Origin of the sequence: Chryseobacterium mucoviscidosis, assembly GCF_002177115.1 — a bacterium.
Classification (GTDB): Bacteria; Bacteroidota; Bacteroidia; order Flavobacteriales; family Weeksellaceae; genus Chryseobacterium; species Chryseobacterium mucoviscidosis.
The window spans coordinates 276,293-297,691 of the sequence record NZ_MVAG01000057.1 but is presented as its reverse complement, the minus strand read 5'-3'; the positions used below and the strand labels follow the sequence as shown (position 1 = coordinate 297,691).

Sequence of the window (21,399 nt, the reverse complement as noted above, 5' to 3'; positions counted from 1 at the left end):
AATTTGAGAAAATTAGCTTACGAAAAATCTTCTGGTTGAGGAAGAAATATTACGGATATACACCACATTCATTCTGGCATTTCCGAGCGCGGACATCACGGTATGAAACTCTGTATCTGTTGAAAAATGAGCAACATACACTCCTCCGTTGAAATTCAGCTTTTCAAGAGGGAAACCTTCAAATGCTTTTAATAAATCTTCTCTGGAATTTGTGGTATCAATTTCAATAATCAGTCCGTCGTTTTCTTCATTTACCAATTCAGAATTGTCTTTGTACTGTCCGTTTTTCAGGAAAATAACTTTGTCTGATATTTTCTCTACTTCGTAAAGCTGCTGTGAACTCAAAATCAATGCAATAGGATTGTTAACCGAATTTGCAATCGATTTTAAATCTTCCAGAATAACCTGCTGTGCCAAAACATCCAGATTGGCAAGAGGTTCATCCAGTAATAAAATTTCCGGTTTTCTTAGCAGTGTTCTAGCTAATTCAAAACGCATTTTGTAGCCTGAAGAAAGTTCGCTCCACTTCAGATGTTTGTAATTCCAAAGTCCGAGACGGGCGATCATCATTAGAGTTCGCATTTCGTTTTCTTCCGGTTTCACGCCGTAATTTGCCAATACAAATTTCAGGTTGTCCTTTAAACTTCCGTACCATTTTGCAGTCCTCTGCGGAATGTAAACAAGTTTTGTACGGAGATCGTATTCATTTTTAGGCTCTTCATTGAAAGAATAATTCAAATCACCTTCATTAAAAGAAATTTCCTTAGCAAGGATACGCAGTAACGTTGTTTTTCCGTTTCCGTTTTCGCCTACCAAACCGTAAACCTGTCCTTTATTCATTTCCACAGAAACCGGACCGAGCGAAAAGCGGTTGCTTCCGTAGGATTTTAAAATATTTCTCGCTCTCAGTACAGATTTTTCCAGCGACTGTTCTTTTACCGGAATTTTTTCTATTTTCTGAAGAAGATTTTTTGATTTTTCGATGAGCTCATCCGTGTATGAAGGGAACTGTTCTTTCCAGTCAGTTAATGCGACAGCTTCTTTGTAGATCTCCATATTCTGAGTATCCATCGCACAGTCCAGTAATTTTCTAAATCCTAAAACAGTATCTTTATTGTCAAAAAAATGATAGACTTCGGCTACTCTTTGCTGATGTTTCGTCATTTGGTTTCAGAGTTATTAATTTTCAGGTTTTAAAGATATAAAATTTCTTTTCCCCACAATTCTTTTGACTCGAATAAAAACTAATTTATTTTCCTATCACCTTTACCATAGGAAATCTTTCATAAAAAGAAAAATTTACCGGCATTCCTTTAACTTTCTCTCTACGAGCCCATGCTTTTTCTCACTCCAGCGATAGCAGTGTTGCCCCAGTATAATCATGTTGTTATCCACCACTTTATATTCCGCGGTTGTCACCACTGTACCGGCACAGCATTGATTCCTTTCGTAAATTCTTTTTTTAGCCTGATCAAATTCCAAAGAAATTCCGCTAAAGCCACTTTCAAAATACTGCCGGGATTTTTTATCATATAAGAAGTAAATGCTGGAAGTGTTGGGACCGGCATAACTGCTTTCAAAAACGGAAAAATCCATAATTCCATCAAAATTATAATCATTTACAGCAATACTATTCAATCCCCAAGGTTGGCATTCTACATTAAGAATCTGCAACACTTTATCAGTTTTTTTCTCAATAATCTTCACTGCGGAAACTTTCGGGTAATATTCATCTTTCTTTTTGGTAAGTACAATTTTAAAATAATTATTTCCCAGAGAAACAGGCTGCAGCAGTTCTCTTCCAGACCATTCGATATTTTCACCGACATCAAAAGCATATTGTTTGGTAAGGCTGACTTTGAGTTCGGTATTGCTTTTTGTATTTTTCCATGTTCCTTCGAGGTTATCTTTGGATTTAGAAAAATTATTGATCGTTAAAACAGCTGTCGTAATATCTTTTTTTGAATTTTCCTTTTCCTGAAATATAAGATGTCCATTGTTTATTTTGCCATTGTCCAGACTTATCGGTTCATCGAAATTAGTATAAGAGTATGTAGCATCAGCCAATTTCCCATAAGGATAAATCACCATTTCAACAGGATAATTGCCGATAAAGCCGGTGTATACAGTTTGTGCATTTATGGTGAAAATCAAAAAGAAAAATAGAATGGAAAAGATTTTTTTGTGCATTTTTAAATTTACAGGTTTTGTTCTAAATGTACAGAATTTTTATAATTCTGAAAGATACTCCGGAAAAAATTCCGGAAAGGGTTCCAGGTTACATTGAAAGGATTTTAGACGATGAAAGAAATGGATTTAAATTTTCCGAAGAGCAAAAGGAAAGTATTAGGAAAACAAGACATAGACCTTATGAATAAAGCTCTGAAATTGAGACTTTTATTTATAAAATAAGCTCTAAATATTATAATTATAGTGAATAGAAAATTTTTCTTTCAAAATCTTAAAATTCTATTGATTCAAATCTTTCTCCAACTTTTCCAGATATTGCGACCATGCACCGGAACAACCACCAAAACATTCAAATTGTGGAATCAAGCCTTCATGCGTGAAAACAACTTTTGTTTTATCAGCTTCTTTGAAAATCTCAAAACAAATTTTTGTTCCTGTCCATTCGTCCATTTTGTTTACAAATGTGAGTTTACTTTCGATCACTTCCCAAACAATTTTCTCGTAAGGACTTACTTCTATAAGTCGTTGAACGGTGTGATGAACTCCATTTCCGGCATCAAAAATAAATTCATCATTCCTATTTTCAGATTTTCCGGTAATGATTTCATGATGCAGACCAATCCACCAGTTTCGGGGATTGATTAAAGTACTGAAGACTTCTTCTGTGGATTTTAAAGTTGTGAAGGTGTAAGAGAAATTTTGTATTGACATCGTTTTGTCTTTTTATGAATTTTCAAAATCATATACTTTTCTCAAAGTATTTTTATCTGAAATCATATTGAAAGTAATATTTCCGTTAAATTCATGATAACCAAAAATATAGATTTTTGATTTATCGATAACTTTAATTCCGTTAAATTTTTCTATTTTTTCAGGATTTTGCAATTCGGAAAAACCAAATGTAGTGATAAAATCACTCAATTTTTCGGCTTTTATGGAGACTGATTTTGCAAAGGGATCTGAAAGATATTTCTTATTAAAATCCACATCAACAGATAAAGTCTGAGGAAAATGACCGCCTGTTTCGGTATAAAAGAATTTGAGCTTTCCACATTTTTTACATTTCCACAGATCGGCTCCGTTCATCGGATAAGAGCCTAAAAAAATTTCTGAATTATCCGAAGATTTAAATTCCAGATAGCTTAAATATCCAAATTTACCATCGTAAATTTTAAAAATCTTTTCATAATCCATCAAAATATTGTGATTGCAGTCAATATCTTTAATCGGATAATCAGCAAAAAATTCATTAATATTTTCCAGAGTTAACATATATGCAATTTAATATTGATATTCCTAAACTTAGAAACATTAATTACAATAAGTTTCCATATAGGTATTTTTCTCGCCCAGTTTTTTCATTCTCAAATAATCTTTACAGGCACTTTCAGTGTCGTGTAATTCTAATTCTAAAGACATTCTATTGGAAATTGCCTGTATATGTTTCGGATCCTTATTAATTACAATCGTAAAATCGTCAATAGCATCTTTGTATTTTTTCAATAAGGCTTTTGCCTGTCCTCTTATATTGTAACCTCTTATATCCTGTGGATTTAATACTACAGATTTGTCAGCATCTTCCATTGCTTCTATATTATTGCCAACATTTATGTTAACGATAGCTCTGTTGATATATCCATCCGCATTGTTTGGATCAAGTGTAAGCGCCTTGTCAAAATCACGTAATGCTTCTTCATATTTCTTTAAATCACCATTACAATATCCTCTGAATAAATAAGACTGCGCAAAATCGGCATTCATTTCTATACTTTTGCTGAAATCATTCCATGCATTTTGGATATCTTTTGAATAATATTCTGCAACACCACGATTATAAAATACTTCAAAATCATTCGGATTCAATTTAATTGATGTTGAGTAATCGGCTATCGCTCCTTTATAATCCTTGAGATTGGCTTTAGAAGCACCACGATGATGAAAAACTACACTGCTATTCGGATTAATGCTTATTGCTTTATCATAATTCTTTATAGCTTCTGCATACTGTTTCTGCTTTACAAGATCTCTTCCTTTTTCCGCATAATAAGTAGCTGTTTTGCTTTGAGAAAATATAAAATGACTAAATAGTGCAAGAAATATTATAAGGCTTTTTTTAATCATGGTTTACTTTATAGGACCGTGTTATAGTTTTTAAAAAATCTAATGTACGGAATTATTAAATTATTATTGATTTAATTTTACTTCAAAAAATTCTGAAAAATCTCTATAAAAAAAGCAGAAGAAAAAATCTCCCGCTTTTACTTTATTTAATTCGAAAATCATGTAAAAACAAAACCTCACAGGTTTTAAAAACCTGTGAGGTTTGATTTATGGTAAATCATTCAAATTTCCGAAAACTACATTGTCTCCATTTTGAAACTCATGCTTTCGATAACTTTCAGGATGGCTTCTACTGTATCCATGGATGTTAAGCAAGGTACGCCGTTTTCCACACTCATTCTTCTGATCTGGAAACCATCTCTTTCCGACTGTTTTCCTTTCGTCATCGTGTTCACAACGTACTGCACTTTTCCTTTTTGGATCAGGTCGATCAGGTTGACACTCTCCTCCCCGATTTTATATCCGATTTTGCATGGAATTCCTTTTTCTTCAAAGAATTTTGCCGTTCCTTCTGTTGCCCAGATTCTGAAACCAACTTCGTGGAATCTTGCTGCCAGATCAGCCGCTTCCTGCTTATGCTTATCAGCAACCGTAAACAAAATCGAACCGTGCATCGGAACTTTTCTTCCTGCCGCAACCAATCCTTTGTATAAAGCTTTCTCCAAAGTGGTGTCTTTCCCCATAACCTCTCCTGTAGACTTCATTTCTGGTCCTAGAGAGATATCTACTTTTGTTAATTTTGAGAAAGAGAACACCGGAACTTTTACGAAAACCCCTTCTTTGTTTGGAACCAGTCCGCTTTCGTAGCCTAAATCTTTCAGTTTTTGTCCCAAAATTGCTTTTGTAGCCAGATTTGCCATCGGAACATCGGTGATTTTAGATAAGAAAGGTACGGTTCTCGATGATCTTGGGTTTACTTCGATCACATAAACGTTTCCTTCGAAAAGAACATACTGGATGTTCATTAATCCGATCACATTTAATCCTTTCGCCAATCTTTTCGTGTAATCAACCAAAGTTTCGATCTCGCTTGGTGAAATATTCTGTGGAGGATATACCGCAATCGAGTCTCCGGAGTGAACTCCAGCTCTTTCGATGTGCTCCATAATTCCCGGAATGATTACTGTTTCACCGTCGCAGATGGCATCAATTTCCACTTCTTTTCCTACCATGTATTTGTCAACCAAAACGGGATGTTCTGGGCTTGCTTCCACTGCATTTTCCATATAGTGCGCCAGTTCTGTTTCCGTGTACACGATTTCCATCGCTCTTCCTCCCAAAACGTAGCTCGGACGAACCAACACCGGATAACCGATCTCGTTGGCAATTTTTATTGCTTCTTCTTTTGAAACCGATGTTTTTCCTAAAGGCTGCGGAATCTGCATTTCCTGAAGCGCTTTTTCGAATTTATCCCTGTTTTCCGCTCTGTCCAGATCTTCCAGGGAAGTTCCCAAAATCTCAACTCCATGAGCGGCTAATTTATCTGCTAAGTTGATAGCTGTCTGTCCTCCGAACTGTACCACAACGCCTTTTGGTTTTTCCAGCTCGATGATGTTCATTACATCTTCTTCCGTTAAAGGCTCGAAGTATAGTTTATCTGAAATCGAGAAGTCTGTAGAAACTGTTTCCGGGTTATTGTTGATGATAATCGCTTCGTAACCCATTTCTTTGATGGCCCAAACTGAATGCACCGTTGCGTAATCAAACTCAACACCCTGTCCGATTCTGATAGGCCCTGAACCAAGAACGATGATTTTTTCTTTGTCTGAAACTACAGATTCGTTTTCTTCTTCGTACGTTCCGTAGAAATAGGGTGTTTCAGATTCGAATTCCGCCGCGCAGGTGTCTACCATTTTATATACCGGCATTACTCCGTTTTCTTTTCTGAAATTGAACACTTCACGCTCTGTTACGTTCCAGAGAACTGAAATATTTACATCTGCAAAACCTAGTTTTTTAGCTTCCAGTAAAATTTCTTTGCTGAATTTATTTTCTGCGATTGTCTTTTCGAAATCAATCAGTTTTTTGATTTTCCAGATGAAGAATTTATCAATTTTGCTCCATTCTACGATCTGTTCCCAGTCGTACCCTCTTCTTAAAGCATCTCCGATGATGAATAATCTTTCGTCATCACAAACTCTGATTCTTCTTTCAATTTCTTCAGCCGTTAAAGCTGCTGCCTGCTTGGTTTTTAAACCAATATGTTTAATTCCGGTTTCCAGAGAACGGATGGCTTTCTGTAAAGATTCTTCGAAATTTCTTCCGATTGCCATTACTTCACCCGTAGCTTTCATCTGGGTTGATAATCTTCTGTCCGCTGTTTCGAATTTATCGAAAGGGAATCTTGGGAATTTAGTGACTACATAATCCAAAGCCGGCTCGAAACAAGCGTATGTCTTCCCTGTCACCGGATTCATGATTTCATCCAGCGTTAATCCTACCGCAATTTTCGCAGCAATTTTTGCAATCGGATAACCTGTTGCTTTTGATGCTAAAGCGGATGAACGGGAAACTCTCGGATTCACCTCAATGATATAATAATCGAATGAATGCGGGTCTAAAGCCAACTGTACGTTACATCCTCCTTCAATTCCTAATGCTCTGATGATTTTAAGTGAAGCGTTTCTCAACAACTGGTATTCTCTGTCTGAAAGCGTCTGAGAAGGTGCCACAACGATTGAATCTCCTGTGTGAACTCCAACCGGATCTATATTTTCCATGTTACAAACCACAATGGCGTTGTCGTTTGCATCACGCATTACTTCGTATTCTATTTCTTTGAAACCTGCGATTGATTTTTCAATCAGACATTGTGTTACGGGACTGTGTTTTAATCCCAGTTCAGCAATTTCTTTCAGTTCAGTTTCGTTGGAAGCGATACCTCCTCCTGTTCCACCCATGGTGAAAGCCGGACGAACAATAACAGGATACCCGATTCTGTCGGCAAAATTTAATGCTCCTTCTACTGTGTTTACGATGTCAGATTCCGGAACGGGTTCGTTCAGTTCTCTCATCAGTTCACGGAAAAGGTCTCTGTCTTCCGCTCTGTTGATGGCTGAAAGTTTGGTTCCCAACACCTCAACTTTGCATTCTTCCAAAATTCCTGATTTTTCCAGTTCTACCGCCATATTCAGTCCGGTTTGTCCTCCAAGCGTTGGTAACAGCGCATCGGGACGTTCTTTTCTGATGATGTGACTTACAAACTGAAGTGAAATCGGCTCGATGTAGACTTTATCTGCGATTTCAACATCCGTCATAATGGTTGCAGGGTTTGAATTAATCAAAATTACCTTGTAGCCTTCTTCTTTTAAAGATAAGCAAGCCTGCGTTCCTGCGTAATCAAATTCCGCCGCCTGACCGATAATGATGGGACCTGAACCGATTACTAAAATTGTTTTTATGTCGTTTCTTTTCATTTTTAAATTTATCCTTTTTGTTGATGTTGAACCCTTTCGGGTTCTGATGTTGGTTGTTTCACCATTTTCATGATGTCCACCGTTTTCCATAGGTTGCACCTACGGCTATTCATATTGAATCCTTCGGATTCTTTAATTTTGCAGCGAATTGCACGCAGCCCGACTTGAGCGCAAATCCTTTTTTGCCATCCTGTTTATTCTGTTTTCGCCGAAAAGTCCTGCAAAAAAGATTGGGAGCGGAAGGCGGATTAAGCTGCCCAAATTAATTTTCTACTTTTTAAAATCCTCCATTAGCTGGATGAATTCATCGAACAAATAATTTGCATCTTCTGGACCCGGGCTTGCTTCAGGGTGATACTGAACGGAGAAACAAGGGTGAATTTTGTGTTTCAGACCTTCGTTTGTTCTGTCGTTCAGTGCGATGTGTGTTTCTATTAAGTCTGTATTTTTTAAACTTTCCTGATCTACTGCGTAACCGTGGTTCTGAGAAGTGATCGCCACTTTGTTTTTCTCTACATCTAAAACCGGATGGTTTCCACCTCTGTGTCCGAATTTCAACTTGAACGTTTTTGCGCCGCAAGCCAAACCAATTAACTGGTGTCCTAAACAGATTCCGAAGATCGGAACTTTTCCTAAAATTCCTCTGATCATTTCTAAAGCCTGTTGGTTATCTTCAGGATCTCCGGGACCATTAGAAAGCATCACTCCGTCCGGATTCATCAGTAAGATTTCTTCTGCAGTTACGTTCTGAGAAACGACTGTGATATCGCAGTTTCTTTGAGATAACTCTCTGATAATTCCTAATTTGGAACCAAAATCTACCAATACTACTTTTAAGCCTCTTCCCGGATTTGCGTAAGGTGTTTTTGTGGAAACCTGCTGTACCTGATTTGTTGGGAAGTTGGTTGATTTTAATTCTGAAACTACTGTGCTTTCATCGGCATCAGCGTTTACGATTTTCCCTTTCACCACTCCGTGGTTACGAAGAATTCTGGTGAGTCTTCTGGTATCGATCCCTGAAATTCCGGAAAGGTTTTTCTTTTTAAATAATTCATCTAAAGTAATCTGAGTACGGAAGTTGGATGGCAGATCACAAAGTTCTTTTACGATAAGTCCTTTAATTGCCGGTTCAATACTCTCATAATCATCTCTATTAATTCCATAGTTTCCGATAAGCGGATAGGTCATGCAAACAATCTGACCGCAGTAAGACGGATCAGAGATCAATTCCTGATACCCTGTCATTCCGGTATTGAAAACCACCTCTCCTGCAGTTTCCAATTCTGCTCCGAAACCTTCTCCGTGAAACACTTCACCGGACTCCAGTATTAATTTTTTCTTCATTTTCTTTATTTAGATTTTCTTTTTTATTAACAGGTCGCCTCTACGAGGCTTTTTTTTCTTTTCCATGGGTTTTACCCACGGCTATTGTTGTTTGACCCTTTCGGGTCGGCTTACTACTTGATTCTTTTTACTTTTACCTTGGCTCTTTTACCTTGGTTCTTATTTAAAAGTATAACCTTGTTTTTCCAAGGCTTCTTTTAAGATTGCCATTCTTGCGAAAACACCGTTCTGCATTTGTTTGAAAACTCTTGAGCGTTCGCATTCTACCAAATCGTCATCAATTTCCACTCCTCTGTTGATGGGTGCAGGATGCATGATGATGGCTTCTTTTTTCATGGCTTTTTCTCTTTCTTTGGTTAAACCATATTTTTTGTGATATTCTGAAGCGGAGAAACTCATTTTCGCATCATGTCTTTCGTGCTGGATTCTTAATAACATCAGAACATCTACATCATGGATCATTTCATCAATATTTAGATAGGTTCCGTTGATTAAGGCTCCTTCGTCAAACCACTGTTCCGGTCCTGAGAAATATACTTTTGCGCCTAATCTTCTTAACGCTTCGGCATTGGAGTTTGCCACTCTGCTGTGTTTTACGTCTCCAACGATTCCTACTTTTAATCCTTCAAATTTTCCGAATTCCTGATAGATCGTCATTAAATCCAGCATACATTGTGAAGGGTGGTTTCCTGTTCCGTCTCCTCCGTTGATCACCGGAATTTTTATATTTTTCAGTTCATCGAAATACCGGTCTTTCTTATCTCTGATTACGACAAGATTTACGCCCAGACTTTCGATGGTTTTTACCGTATCATAAAGACTCTCTCCTTTGTTTACAGAACTGTGGGAAGCATCGAAAGGAACGACCTGCAATCCTAATTTTCTTTCAGCAATATCAAAACTTGTTTTCGTTCTTGTACTGTCTTCGAAGAAAAGATTGGAACAGAAAACCTCTCCTTCAATTTTGGCAGTTTTCCCGTTCGCAAAAGCCAATGCTTCTGTTACTATACTGTTGATTCTCTCGTTGCTTAGTTCTGTAATCGTAAACATATTGTCTTTAAATTTTTTACAAAAAAAAAGCGAAGAAAATATCTTCGCTTAAAATAAATAAATATCGTAAAGGGCGTCTACGCCCGGTAATTCTAATGATATAAATACTGTGTTATTCATTAGGTGCAAAGATATAACAATTCTGTAAACTGACAAAATGAAAATTGAATTTATAAAAAAACCATCATTTTTTACTGGCTGAATCTGATAAGTAATAGTGCCAAAGTATCATTGTAGCAACAGATCTGAGCGGTTTCCACTCTTCACTGATGGTAATGATTTCTTCTCTGGATATTTTCGGAGGCAGCCGTTTAATTTTTTTTAATGCATTTACTACGGCAAGATCTCCGATAGGAAAAATGTCGGTTCGTTGCAGAGCAAGCATAAGATAAATATCGGTCGTCCAGTTTCCGATGCCTTTTAAGCTGATTAATGTTTCCCTAATTTTTTCATCAGACATTTCCTGGAATTTCTCAAGATTGATTTTTCCTTCCAGTATTGAATTTGCCAGACCTTTGATATACGTATTTTTCTGTCGGCTTACATAGCATTCTCTCATTTCGGCATCCGTAAGACTAAGAATGTTTTCAGGAGTGATTTCTGTAATTTTTTCTTTCAGTTTATGTAATGCGGCTAAAGCTGAAGCGAGAGAAACCTGTTGTTCCAGAATGATATGAACGAGGGTTTCAAAAGTATTTTCTCGGTTCCACATCGGAGGATAACCATGATTTTCGATAATTAATTTTAAATCCTGATCACAATTCGCGAGAAAATCACACATCTCATGAAAATTTGAGGTATTGAAAGTCAGTATTTCATCAGTCATCTCTTTTGCGTTTTGTTTTACAATCTTTATCGTTAAATTTATTTAACCTTTTTTACCACAAAAGATTTAAACACTTTAGTTTCTTGAATTTAATACTTAATGGAAAAAAGAGCACATAAGTTAAAAAAATCAAAGATTTTTTCTCTTTGCAGACTTTTGAAATACTTTAAATAAATCCAATAAAGTCTTTTGTATCTTTTGTGGTTAAATTTAAAATTAGTACAGCGGAAATTATTTTCCGGTCTCCATGTTTTTTAAATCTGTTATGGATTTTATTTTGAGCTCATTTGCCTGTTTTTTTCGCATAACGAGCGCATAAGCATTATTAAATCCAATGGGTTTCAGCCAGCGGATTTTATATTTTTTGATGAATTCATTTTGTACAAACTGATAGGTAAGATCAGGGCTTTTGGTCACACTTTCAATCGTTTTATGATCCGGAGTGAGCAGAACCAGCAATCCGGTACCTGTATATTCCGGGTAAAAATCAATGGCGTCATTCATTAAGGCATCAAAACAGATTTTTGTTCCGCCCAGTCCTGTTTTGGTTTCAACTTTATAGTTTGTGTTTCCTTCGATGAGCATTCGGTAGATTTCGGCAAGAATATATTGTTCTCCAAAAATTTTTGATCCGATCCGGACGGTTTGATTTCCTGCTTCTTGAGGTGCTTTGTACAGATTATTCCTGATTAAAAATTCTTTTGCTACTTTTTCAGGAACCTGATGAAGATAATCTGTCTGATAGTTCAGTTCGGTCATCACGGAATCATTGATTTTTCCTGAAAGAAGGTTGAGCGTCTTTTCGAGATCAGGATATTTCTGCAACGTTTTTTCTTTAATAATAGGAGCAGCGAAGTAAGGCGGAAATATTTTTTTATCATCATCAAGAACCAAAAGATCGTATGCTTTTATTCTTCCATCGGTAGAATATCCGCTGATAAGGTCTAGTTTGCCTTCATACAGAGCTTTGTACATGAGAGCGTCATTAACAACATTAGGATTCACATTTAATTGATAAATCTTTTTCAAGCCGATATTTCCATCTTTTCTTCCCATAAATTCAGGGGTAAAACCTGCTTTTAATTGGGTTGATGAGTTTTTATTCCAAAAATAAATTCCTCCTGCAACAATCAGCAGTAAAGGAATAATCCATATCATTTTTCTGATTGTACGATATTCTGATTTCTGAACAAAAGCAATCATCTGATCTACAATAACCGCCAGTAAAGCGGCTGGAATTGCTCCTGCAAGAATCATATTAGAATTATTCAGGGAAATTCCGCCAAAGATAAATTCTCCCAAACCTCCCGCTGCAACAAAAGAAGCCAATGTTGCGACTCCAACGTTGATTACTGCGGCAGTTCTTATTCCGGCAACGATAACCGGCATTGCTAAAGGTAATTCTACTTTCAGAAGTAACTGGTTTTTTGTCATTCCCAAAGATTTTGCCGCTTCAATGATATTGTCATTTACTCCCGAAATTCCTGTATACGTATTTCGGATGATGGGTAATAAAGCGTAAATTAACAGTGCGACAATGGCGGGTTGCGGTCCGATCCCGAAAACGGGAATCATAAAACCGAGCAAGGCAATGCTTGGAATCGTTTGTAAAATTCCGGCAACCGTTAAAACCGGAGTGGCTAATTTCTTTTTCCGGCTGATGAAAATTCCCAACGGCAAACCGACAGCAATTGCCAACAACAGGGCTATAAAGGTTAATCCCAAATGCTGGATCACCTGAATATAGATCTTGTGTTGCTGCTCAACAAGAAACTGCCATAAACTTTGCTGCATCAGGTCAACTGTTTTTGTCGGTATTCATTAAAAGAAGCTGTAATTGTGTTGTAAAGTTCAGCATCTCCGAAATTTGTACTGAGATCCTGCAAAACATTCCAGATATTCTGATCTTCATCAAATCTTTTTTCTGAAACATTTTTAAACTGCAGATCTGAAATTTTCGTGATTCGATATTCTAATGTCAAACGGTTATTGGCAAAGAAATTTTTCACAAACTCATTCGCAGGACGGTAAATCATTTCTTTCGGGGTTCCGATCTGTATTATTTTTCCTTTATCCATAAGACATATTCTGTGTCCCAATTCGAAAGCTTCAGATACATCGTGGGTTACCAGAATGATGGTTTTATTTTTAAGCTCATTCAGCGTTTTAAACTCATTATGAATCTCGGATTTCGTTATATTATCCAATGCTCCGAAAGGTTCGTCCATCAGTAGGACGGGAGTATTGGCGATTAAAGCTCTGGCTATTCCGACGCGCTGCTGTTGTCCGCCGCTTAATTCATGGGGAAACCTGTTTAAAACATCACCGGATAAATGTAATTTCTGAATAAGCTCCTCCGTTCTGTCTTTAATCTGCTTTGAGTTCCATTTTTGAAGTTTCGGAACGACGGCGATATTTTCGGCAACCGTATAATGGGGAAAAAGACCTGAACTCTGCATGACATAACCGATTCCCATTCTCAGTTGCTCAACGTTATGATCCTTGATATTTTTACCATCGATTAAAATTCTTCCCGAATCTGACTCAATAAGCCGGTTGATCATTTTTAAAGTAGTTGTTTTTCCGCAGCCGCTTGTTCCCAGCAATACCAGAATTTCCTTTTCATGGGCAACAAAGGAAATATCGTCCACTGCGGGACGATTTTTAAAACTTTTGGAAACAGATTCTACCGTAATCATCAATGGGAATTATTTAGCCAGTCGGATTCCTGTAAACTGCCATTGCAGTGATGTGGGAAAGAAATTTCTGTATGTTTTCCGGCTGTGTCCTTTTGGTGTTGCTAATGAAGCGCCTCTTAACACCATTTGATTGACCATAAATTTTCCGTTATACTCTCCTACTGCTCCTTCTTCTTTTGCAAAGCCTGGATACGGAAGATAAGCACTTCCTGTCCATTCCCAGCGTTTTCCCCAGTCAAATTTTCCGGAAGCGACTTCCCATTCCGCTTCGGTAAGTAAACGCATTCCTTTCCAAGAGGCAAAAGCCGATGCTTCAAAAAAGTTGATGTGACAAACGGCTTTGTCGGGAATGATCTCTTTTAAACCGTTCAACGTGTAATGCATCCATTTACCTTCAATAAAATGCCAGTATAAGGGAGCTTTTGCATGGTTTTCTTTAACCCAGTCCCAACCTTCCGCGTGCCAATGTCTGAAATTTTCATATCCTCCGTCATTCATAAATTCCAGATATTCTGAATTGGTTACCAATCGGTTTGAGATTTGGAAATCATTGAGATATACTTTATGTCTGTTCAGTTCATTATCAAAACAAAATCCTTCTCCTTCAAATCCTATTTCATAAATTCCTTCCTTAAAAGAAAGCATTTCAAAATTTTCGGGTTCTGATTTTTCTAACGGAAAATTTTCGTTGTAAGCGGGAAATAAAGGATTATGACCCAGAATATATTTGATATCAGTCAGTAACAATTCCTGATGCTGCTGTTCGTGGTTTAGACCTAATTCAAACAGTTTTTGAAGATCATCGGATAAGTCGTTATCTAAAAGAAAAGTTTCCATTTGTTCATCGACATATTCCCGGTACTGAAAAATATCTGCAACGGAAGGGCGGCTTAAATTTCCTCTGTCAGTCCGGATTACTCTTGCGCCAATGGTTTCATAATAACTGTTGAAAACGAAATTGTATTGTGAATTAAACACCTGATAACCATCAAGATTCGGGATCAAAATAAAAGTTTCGAAAAACCATGTCGTATGTCCTAAATGCCATTTCGGAGGACTTACATCTACAACAGGCTGAACTACAAAATCTTCTGTTTCAAGCGGTTCGCATATTTCTACAGACCGCGCTCTGATTCTGCAGTAATTCTCAAGCAACTGTTTTTCTTTGACTAGTGTATTCTGTTCGATCATCGTTTTAGCTTTTAATTTAAATTAGACTTTCCAGATTGCATCCACAAACCAGCCTTTGGTGTCCGAAATCTGTTTTAACGGTTTAAAACCTGTTTTTCTTGCCATTATATCGACTTCTTTTTCCGAATATTTCTGAGAAATTTCCATATAAATAGCTTCATTTGCCTTAAAGTTTACCTCTTCCTCTTCAATATGTACCGACTGATCTTCCAGACTGATCAGGTAACTTCTGCAGGCTCCAGAAAGCGGATCGTAAGTTTGGTAATGTTTGAACTGATTCGTTTTAAAATCTGCGTCCAGCTCCTCATTAATTCTATCTAAAAGATTAAGGTTGAACGATGCCGTTATTCCCGCTTTATCGTTATAGGCAGCAAGAATGGTGTGTGGATTTTTCTTCAGATCAAAACCAATGAGAAGAATATCATCCGGATTGAGTCTCGATTTCAATGCATTACAGAACTGATAGGCTTCTTCAATTTCCATATTTCCAATATTCCCTCCTAAAAAAAGAATGACTTTTCTGCGGGAAGAAATTTTGTTTGCTTTATCGAGCATTTCAAAGTATTCTCCATTAAGACCTGTCATTTGAAGCTCCGGAATTTTTGAAGTAAGATTTCCCTCCAAAATTGAAATAATATTTGCGGAAATATCAATCGGCATATAAGTAAAATCTGCGTTTTGCTTTACAAGATATTCAAGCAGATGAGAGGATTTTGTAGCATCTCCTGCTCCGAGTTCCACCAGATCAAAAGGTTCGTCGAATGCTCGTATCGCGTTTGCGAGTTCCCTCTTTTTTCCGGTAAAGATTTCAAGTTCGCAATCGGTGAGATAATATTCCGGCATATTCATGATCTGCTGAAAAAGCTCATCTCCTTTTTTATCGTAGAAATATTTGGATAATAAATGTTTAGGCTCCTCTTTCAGTCCGTCTAAAATTTCACTTTTAAATTTATGATGGGGGTCGTAATCAGCCAATGAAGTTGTTGCCGTAGTCGTATTTCGGTTCATATTAATCTGGATTTCGTACGCAGATTACAGCAATTATTTTGCCATTGCCTAAAATACAAAGATTAATATTCGGTCTGTTTATGAAGGGATTTTTGAGTTCAAAACACAAAAAATTTAGTTTTAATTTTTATAAAATTGTATATTTACCATTCAAAATAGACTATATGGATTTAAAAGACAGGATGATTCTCAGTATTATTCAGGAAGATTCTACACTTTCGGTGAAAGAAATTTCGGAAAAAATTGGTCTTACTTTCACTCCGACGTACGAACGCATCAAGCAACTGGAGAAACAGGGAATTATTGAGAAATATGTGGGTCTTTTAAACCGTGAAAAACTGGGCTTAAATATTGTGGTTTACTGCAATGTGCGTCTTAAAGAACAGTCTAAAAAAGTTCTGGAAACGTTCGAAAAGAACATTATGCAGCATGATGAAGTTCAGGAAATCATCAGTCTTTCCGGTGAATACGATTATATGCTGAAAATTATTGCAAAAGATATTAATTCTTATAATGATTTTACGGTGAATGTTATCTCAAACATCCCGAATATCGGTCAATATCACAGTTCTATTGTGTTGCATGAGGTGAAGAAGTCTACGAAGTTTAAGATTGATCTGGGTTAAATTGAACCATTAAGATTTTAATTAAGAAGTTAAGCGAATTTAAGATTTTGAAGCGAATTATATTAAAAAATCCTATATCTCTTAATTTTGTTTAACTCCTTAAATGAATCTTAATGGTTTAAAATAAATCAACCCAACAATTTATTTTTCAGCTTATTAAACTGATATTCTATTTTATCCAAACACAAATTCCCTATACTTCCCTGATGCGTATGGTTTAAATTTTGAATTTCAAAATCGAACGCATTATTTTCAATCTCCTGCCCTACTTTTATGTAAGCATCCCGAAATGAGCTTCCGTTTTTTACTTCTTCATTGATTTTCTCTACGCTGAAAAGATATTTATATTTTTCATCCTCCAAAATCCCGTCTTTCACCTGAATATTGGGTAATGTATAATTTAAAATTTCCAGACATTCTTTTAAGGAATCAATCGCAGGAAAAAGGATTTCTTTCGTAAGCTGCATATCTCTGTGATAGCCTGAAGGAAGGTTATTCGTGAGTAAAATAAACTCATTCGGTAACGACTGTATTCTGTTGCAGCGCGCACGAACCAACTCGAAAATATCAGGATTCTTCTTGTGAGGCATAATGCTGCTTCCTGTAGTAAATTCCTTCGGAAAGCTGATGAAATCAAAGTTCTGGCTTAAATACAGACAAACATCATAAGAGAATTTTCCTAATGTTCCGGCTAAAGTTGCCATTGCCATCGACAGCATTTTTTCAGACTTCCCACGCGTCATCTGAGCATACACGGAATTGTAATTCATCGATTGAAAGCCCAAATTGTATGTTGTACTCTCACGGTCAATCGGGAACGATGAACCATAACCTGCCGCAGAACCCAATGGATTTTTATTGATAATATTTTTAACTGAAAACAACATTTCAATATCATCCAACAATGCTTCTGCATAGGCTCCAAACCACAATCCGAATGAGGAAGGCATCGCAATCTGCAAATGCGTATATCCAGGAAGCAACACATTTTTATGCTGTTCCGCCAGTTTGATTAATATCTGAAAGAATTCGTCCGTTAATGCTGTCAATTCACGGATTTCGTCCAATAAATACAATTTGATATCCAGTAAAACCTGATCGTTTCTGGAACGTGCCGTGTGAATTTTCTTTCCGGTATCACCTAATTTTTCAATTAAAATTGATTCAATCTGGGAATGAATATCTTCAGCATTTTTATCGATTTCAAAAGTTCCGTTTTCGATCTTATTTAAAATTTCTGATAAGACAAATAACATTTGCTCTGATTCTTCGTTGGAAATAATCCCTACTTCTGCCAACATTTTGCAGTGCGCCATTGAACCTTTGACATCGTATTTTGCCAGACGTTCGTCAAAATCAAGATCTTTCCCGACTGTGAATGTATTGACTAATATATTGGTGGCGTTATCGTCTTTCTGCCATATTTTTTTCATAAAAATTTCTTTTTTGATGGAAGATGGAAGTTGGGTGACGGATGTTTATAACCAACTTTTATATCTTCCTTTATTAATTGATTTTGTCATTCCGACGAAGGAGGAATCTATCTAAAATTAAAGATTCTTCAATCCACTTCGTTTTTTTCAGAATGACATAACTGAATATATTTCTTTTATGTTTTCTTTTGTCTTGAAATCGAAGATTCGACGTAGTCAAACAAAAGAAACAAAAATTCAAGACTGGAAACTCCGGCTAAAAATTATTTCTGTTCTCTAAAAATTCTAAACTTGCGCGAATTCAAAATTTGTTCTTCGGTTCAATATTTATCTCGCGCTTCGAACAGTAGAATTTTCTTAACGTTCATAAAATTATTTTTCTTAATGCTTCATTTTCCTAGGTCGATATTTTTATGCTTCATAAACCTCCATCATCCCTCTTCCTACTTCCAGCCTATAAAACTTTCTCCAAAATCTTGATGTAAATCTCAATTCCCTCCTCTATTTCCTTTATGTAAATGTATTCATCCGCGGTGTGAGAACGGGTACTGTCTCCCGGTCCGAGCTTTACGGAAGTGCACGGAATGATCGCCTGATCCGATGAAGTTGGCGAACCGTACGATGTCCTTCCAATCGCTAATCCCGCCTGTACAAAAGGATGATCTATTTCGATTTTTGAAGAATTTAATCTGAACGATCTTGCGGTTAATGTAGATTTCATCTGAGATTGTATGATTTCAAATGCTTCTTTATTGGAATATTCATCCGTAACTCTTACATCTAAAGTGAAAGTACAGGATTCCGGAACGACATTATGCTGAACTCCGGCATGAATTCCTGACAAGGTAATTTTAACCTCACCCAAATACTCTGAAACCTTCGGAAATCTGAAATTCAGAATATTCTGCAAATCTTCCATACATTTTACAATCGAATTATCATTGTTCGGATGAGCGGCGTGAGAAGGAGTGCCTTTCATTTCACCGTCAATTACCAAAAGTCCTTTTTCAGCAATCGCCAGATTCATCTGCGTGGGTTCTCCTACAATGGCGAGTTCAATATTCGGTAATTGGGGGAAAAGCGCTTCAATACCGTCAAAACCTGAAATCTCCTCCTCTGCCGTCAAAGCTATAATTAAGTTATATTGTAAATTTTCTTTTTCATAAAAGTGTAAAAAAACCTGCGCCATAGAAACCAATGAGGCTCCCGCATCATTACTTCCCAATCCGAATAATTTTCCGTCTTTTTCAATCGGAACAAACGGATCCAAAGTATACGCTTTATTGGGTTTTACGGTATCGTGATGGGTATTCAGCAAAATCGACGGCTTGAAAACATCAAAATTTTTGTTTACCGCCCAAATGTTATTTTTAAAACGTTTTGTCGGAATCTGATGTTTTTTGAAAAAATTTTCAATTTCCACCGACGTGTTAAATTCATCCTTGCTGAATGACGGAATCTCAATCAGCTTTTTTAATAATTCAACCGCGTTATCCCGCAATTCTTCTTTGCTATAAACAGATTTCAGTTCCTGCATGATGGTTTTCTATATGGTTTTTCAGTTGAGTTTCTTTAATGAGAAATACTTTATTGACATTATTTTTCACTGCTCCTAAAGCATTTTCCAGTTTGGGAAGAATTCCTTTATGAAGTTTTCCGTCCTCTTTTAGGGTTGAAAATTCTTCTTCGGAAATATTTTTGATAACCGATTCCGGATTGTTTATATCTTCCATAACACCTTCTTTATCAAAACAATACAACAATTCAACATCATATTTTACGGATAAAGCCTGTGCAATTACCGAAGCGATCGTATCTGCATTGGTATTGAAAAGATGCCCTTTTTTATCATGGGTAATTGCCGAAAATACAGGAACAAGTTCCAGTTTCAGCAATTTTGAAATTAATTTCCTGTTCACGCTTTTTTCGGTGATATCTCCCACAAATCCGAAATCTATTTCAGCGTGTTCTCTTTTTTTGGCTTTAATTAAATTTGCATCCGCTCCCGAAAAACCAATGGCTTTACATTTCTTCTGCTGAAGTTTTGCCACAATATTTTTATTGATTCCTCCCGCGTAAACCATTGCAACAATATCCAACGTATCTTTATCGGTTATTCTTCTTCCGTTTACAAGCTTTTGCTCAATTCCCAGTTTGTCAGCTAAAGTCGTTGCTAGTTTTCCTCCTCCATGCACCAGAATTTTCTTTTCCTGAATTTCAGAAAACTGTTCTAAAAACTGTTCTAATAATTCCTCGTCATCAATTAACGCTCCGCCAATTTTTATGATGTATAACTTTTCTTTCATTACAAATCTTTTTTGGAAACCTCATAGGTTTTAAAAACCTATGAGGTTTGATTTATTAAGAATTCAATTCATCTAAAATTTCAGAAAAAACAGCCTGCGCAGAGAAAATCCGGTTTTTTGCCTGCTGATAAATGATTGAATTTTCACCATCCATCACCTTATCACTCAACTCTACATTACGGCGAACCGGAAGACAGTGCATTACCTTTGCCTGATTGGTATTTTCCAGTTTTTCATTCGTCAACATCCAATTGTCTTTTACTTCAGGCATTTTAGCATAATCATCAAAAGACGACCAGTTTTTAACATAGATAAAATCGGCATCTTTCAATGCTTCTTCCTGATCATGAATAACTTTCACATCTTTTGTAAAGTTTTTATCTAAATCATACCCTTCCGGATTGGCGATGACAAAATCTACATCCATTTCCTGCATCCATTCTGCAAAGGAATTCCCCACCGCATGAGCAATCGGCTTGATGTGAGGCGCCCAGGTTAAAACCACTTTTGGCTTCTTTTTTACACTAAACTTATCGAAGTTCCAGTTTTCGGTAATGGTGATGCAATCTGCCAGACTTTGCAAAGGATGACGTGTTGCAGATTCCAGAGAAATAACCGGAACTTTTGCATGTTGCTCAAACTGGCTTAAAATGCTTTCGTTTACATCATCTTCCTTACTTTTCATTCCTGCAAAACAGCGAACTGCAATAATATCGCAATACTGATTTAATACTTCAATCGCATCTTTGATATGTTCTACCGTATTTCCGTTCATCACTGCTCCGTCTGCAAATTCCAGATTCCATGCTTCCTGAGCTGCATTTAAGGTTAAAACATTTAATCCTAAATTCTGAGCCGCGATCTGACTGCTTAAACGGGTTCTCAAACTTGAATTTAAAAAGACAAGTCCTATTGTTTTTCCTTTTCCTTTTTCGGGTTCCGAAAGAGGATTTTCTTTAATTTGTAATGCTTTTTTTATAATGTGCTGTAAGTTTTTAACATCGCTTACAGAGGTGAATTTTTTCATTTGGTAATTTTTATTTTTCCAATTGACAAATGGAATATCCATTTCGTTTTTAAATAAATTTTAAAGATTTTTTATCTTACCTACTTGGTTGAGTTTTTAACGCTAGGCTCGCGAAGTTTTTTTATTTAACTTGAAAATATTTTCGTTCGCAAGGGCGTTCTA

The 21,399-nt window shown here is 36.5% G+C and carries 18 protein-coding genes; 1 reads left to right on the top strand and 17 read right to left on the bottom strand.

Features of this window, described 5'->3' with window-relative positions; translation table 11 throughout:
* Positions 1-12: 12 nt before the first annotated feature.
* The 13 genes from B0E34_RS02450 to B0E34_RS02390 form a co-directional block, all read right to left on the bottom strand.
* Positions 13-1,164, bottom strand: a complete 1,152-nt coding sequence (locus B0E34_RS02450; protein WP_087706457.1) for an ABC transporter ATP-binding protein — start codon at positions 1,162-1,164, stop codon at positions 13-15.
* Positions 1,165-1,299: 135 nt separating this feature from the next.
* On the bottom strand, positions 1,300-2,190 hold the full coding sequence (locus B0E34_RS02445) for an XAC2610-related protein (RefSeq protein ID WP_087706456.1): 891 nt from the start codon (positions 2,188-2,190) through the stop codon (positions 1,300-1,302).
* Positions 2,191-2,469: 279 nt separating this feature from the next.
* Entirely contained in the window at positions 2,470-2,901 is a 432-nt protein-coding gene (locus B0E34_RS02440) for an SRPBCC family protein (RefSeq protein WP_087706454.1), read from the bottom strand.
* Positions 2,902-2,913: 12 nt separating this feature from the next.
* Positions 2,914-3,462, bottom strand: coding sequence for a hypothetical protein (locus tag B0E34_RS02435; RefSeq protein WP_087706452.1), 549 nt, complete (start codon positions 3,460-3,462; stop codon positions 2,914-2,916).
* Between the two features lie 39 nt (positions 3,463-3,501).
* The gene (locus B0E34_RS02430; RefSeq protein ID WP_087706450.1) at positions 3,502-4,311 is read right to left on the bottom strand and encodes a tetratricopeptide repeat protein; all 810 of its coding nucleotides are present in this window, start codon (positions 4,309-4,311) and stop codon (positions 3,502-3,504) included.
* Positions 4,312-4,547: 236 nt separating this feature from the next.
* Positions 4,548-7,727, bottom strand: coding sequence for a carbamoyl-phosphate synthase large subunit (gene carB, locus B0E34_RS02425; RefSeq protein ID WP_087706489.1), 3,180 nt, complete (start codon positions 7,725-7,727; stop codon positions 4,548-4,550).
* Positions 7,728-7,997: 270 nt separating this feature from the next.
* Positions 7,998-9,071, bottom strand: a complete 1,074-nt coding sequence (locus B0E34_RS02420) for a carbamoyl phosphate synthase small subunit (protein ID WP_087706449.1) — start codon at positions 9,069-9,071, stop codon at positions 7,998-8,000.
* A 159-nt stretch (positions 9,072-9,230) separates the two neighbouring features.
* Positions 9,231-10,121 carry an aspartate carbamoyltransferase catalytic subunit gene (locus tag B0E34_RS02415; RefSeq protein WP_087706447.1) on the bottom strand — a complete coding sequence of 297 codons (891 nt, stop codon included), beginning with the start codon at positions 10,119-10,121 and terminating at the stop codon, positions 9,231-9,233.
* 184 nt (positions 10,122-10,305) lie between these two features.
* Complete coding sequence (locus tag B0E34_RS02410) at positions 10,306-10,947, bottom strand: DNA-3-methyladenine glycosylase family protein (RefSeq protein WP_087706445.1); 642 nt, start codon at positions 10,945-10,947, stop codon at positions 10,306-10,308.
* A gap of 231 nt (positions 10,948-11,178) precedes the next feature.
* Positions 11,179-12,741, bottom strand: a complete 1,563-nt coding sequence (locus B0E34_RS02405) for an ABC transporter permease/substrate-binding protein (protein ID WP_087706443.1) — start codon at positions 12,739-12,741, stop codon at positions 11,179-11,181.
* On the bottom strand, positions 12,741-13,646 hold the full coding sequence (locus B0E34_RS02400; protein WP_087706441.1) for an ABC transporter ATP-binding protein: 906 nt from the start codon (positions 13,644-13,646) through the stop codon (positions 12,741-12,743). The genes B0E34_RS02405 and B0E34_RS02400 overlap by 1 nt, the downstream gene beginning before the upstream one ends.
* Before the next feature lie 9 nt (positions 13,647-13,655).
* Positions 13,656-14,837, bottom strand: coding sequence for an ergothioneine biosynthesis protein EgtB (gene egtB, locus B0E34_RS02395; protein WP_087706439.1), 1,182 nt, complete (start codon positions 14,835-14,837; stop codon positions 13,656-13,658).
* Positions 14,838-14,858: 21 nt separating this feature from the next.
* Positions 14,859-15,845, bottom strand: coding sequence for an L-histidine N(alpha)-methyltransferase (locus tag B0E34_RS02390; RefSeq protein WP_087706437.1), 987 nt, complete (start codon positions 15,843-15,845; stop codon positions 14,859-14,861).
* A gap of 164 nt (positions 15,846-16,009) precedes the next feature.
* Here B0E34_RS02390 and B0E34_RS02385 point away from each other — a divergent pair, with 164 nt between their 5' ends.
* Complete coding sequence (locus B0E34_RS02385; protein ID WP_076393695.1) at positions 16,010-16,471, top strand: Lrp/AsnC family transcriptional regulator; 462 nt, start codon at positions 16,010-16,012, stop codon at positions 16,469-16,471.
* Positions 16,472-16,599: 128 nt separating this feature from the next.
* On the opposite strand, the gene argH is transcribed toward B0E34_RS02385, so the two are convergent.
* The 4 genes from argH to B0E34_RS02365 form a co-directional block, all read right to left on the bottom strand.
* Positions 16,600-17,904, bottom strand: coding sequence for an argininosuccinate lyase (argH, locus tag B0E34_RS02380; RefSeq protein ID WP_087706435.1), 1,305 nt, complete (start codon positions 17,902-17,904; stop codon positions 16,600-16,602).
* A 454-nt stretch (positions 17,905-18,358) separates the two neighbouring features.
* Positions 18,359-19,441: a M20 family metallo-hydrolase gene (locus tag B0E34_RS02375; protein ID WP_087706433.1), complete on the bottom strand. Its 1,083-nt coding sequence runs from the start codon at positions 19,439-19,441 to the stop codon at positions 18,359-18,361.
* On the bottom strand, positions 19,416-20,210 hold the full coding sequence (gene argB, locus B0E34_RS02370) for an acetylglutamate kinase (protein ID WP_087706431.1): 795 nt from the start codon (positions 20,208-20,210) through the stop codon (positions 19,416-19,418). Before argB ends, B0E34_RS02375 begins: the two co-directional genes overlap by 26 nt.
* 55 nt (positions 20,211-20,265) lie before the next feature.
* Complete coding sequence (locus B0E34_RS02365; protein WP_087706487.1) at positions 20,266-21,237, bottom strand: Rossmann-fold NAD(P)-binding domain-containing protein; 972 nt, start codon at positions 21,235-21,237, stop codon at positions 20,266-20,268.
* Positions 21,238-21,399: the final 162 nt, after the last annotated feature.

What these genes read in the sequence shown, in the direction of transcription:
- B0E34_RS02435 (WP_087706452.1), bottom strand. Translation starts at nt 3,462, where the DNA reads ATGTTAACTCTGGAAAATATTAATGAATTTTTTGCTGATTATCCGATT.
- B0E34_RS02390 (WP_087706437.1), bottom strand. Translation starts at nt 15,845, where the DNA reads ATGAACCGAAATACGACTACGGCAACAACTTCATTGGCTGATTACGAC.
- B0E34_RS02405 (WP_087706443.1), bottom strand. Translation starts at nt 12,741, where the DNA reads ATGCAGCAAAGTTTATGGCAGTTTCTTGTTGAGCAGCAACACAAGATC.
- B0E34_RS02385 (WP_076393695.1), top strand. Translation starts at nt 16,010, where the DNA reads ATGGATTTAAAAGACAGGATGATTCTCAGTATTATTCAGGAAGATTCT.
- carB (WP_087706489.1), bottom strand. Translation starts at nt 7,727, where the DNA reads ATGAAAAGAAACGACATAAAAACAATTTTAGTAATCGGTTCAGGTCCC.
- B0E34_RS02450 (WP_087706457.1), bottom strand. Translation starts at nt 1,164, where the DNA reads ATGACGAAACATCAGCAAAGAGTAGCCGAAGTCTATCATTTTTTTGAC.
- B0E34_RS02375 (WP_087706433.1), bottom strand. Translation starts at nt 19,441, where the DNA reads ATGCAGGAACTGAAATCTGTTTATAGCAAAGAAGAATTGCGGGATAAC.
- B0E34_RS02400 (WP_087706441.1), bottom strand. Translation starts at nt 13,646, where the DNA reads ATGATTACGGTAGAATCTGTTTCCAAAAGTTTTAAAAATCGTCCCGCA.
- B0E34_RS02415 (WP_087706447.1), bottom strand. Translation starts at nt 10,121, where the DNA reads ATGTTTACGATTACAGAACTAAGCAACGAGAGAATCAACAGTATAGTA.
- B0E34_RS02420 (WP_087706449.1), bottom strand. Translation starts at nt 9,071, where the DNA reads ATGAAGAAAAAATTAATACTGGAGTCCGGTGAAGTGTTTCACGGAGAA.
- B0E34_RS02410 (WP_087706445.1), bottom strand. Translation starts at nt 10,947, where the DNA reads ATGACTGATGAAATACTGACTTTCAATACCTCAAATTTTCATGAGATG.
- argB (WP_087706431.1), bottom strand. Translation starts at nt 20,210, where the DNA reads ATGAAAGAAAAGTTATACATCATAAAAATTGGCGGAGCGTTAATTGAT.
- B0E34_RS02430 (WP_087706450.1), bottom strand. Translation starts at nt 4,311, where the DNA reads ATGATTAAAAAAAGCCTTATAATATTTCTTGCACTATTTAGTCATTTT.
- B0E34_RS02445 (WP_087706456.1), bottom strand. Translation starts at nt 2,190, where the DNA reads ATGCACAAAAAAATCTTTTCCATTCTATTTTTCTTTTTGATTTTCACC.
- argH (WP_087706435.1), bottom strand. Translation starts at nt 17,904, where the DNA reads ATGAAAAAAATATGGCAGAAAGACGATAACGCCACCAATATATTAGTC.
- B0E34_RS02365 (WP_087706487.1), bottom strand. Translation starts at nt 21,237, where the DNA reads ATGAAAAAATTCACCTCTGTAAGCGATGTTAAAAACTTACAGCACATT.
- B0E34_RS02440 (WP_087706454.1), bottom strand. Translation starts at nt 2,901, where the DNA reads ATGTCAATACAAAATTTCTCTTACACCTTCACAACTTTAAAATCCACA.
- egtB (WP_087706439.1), bottom strand. Translation starts at nt 14,837, where the DNA reads ATGATCGAACAGAATACACTAGTCAAAGAAAAACAGTTGCTTGAGAAT.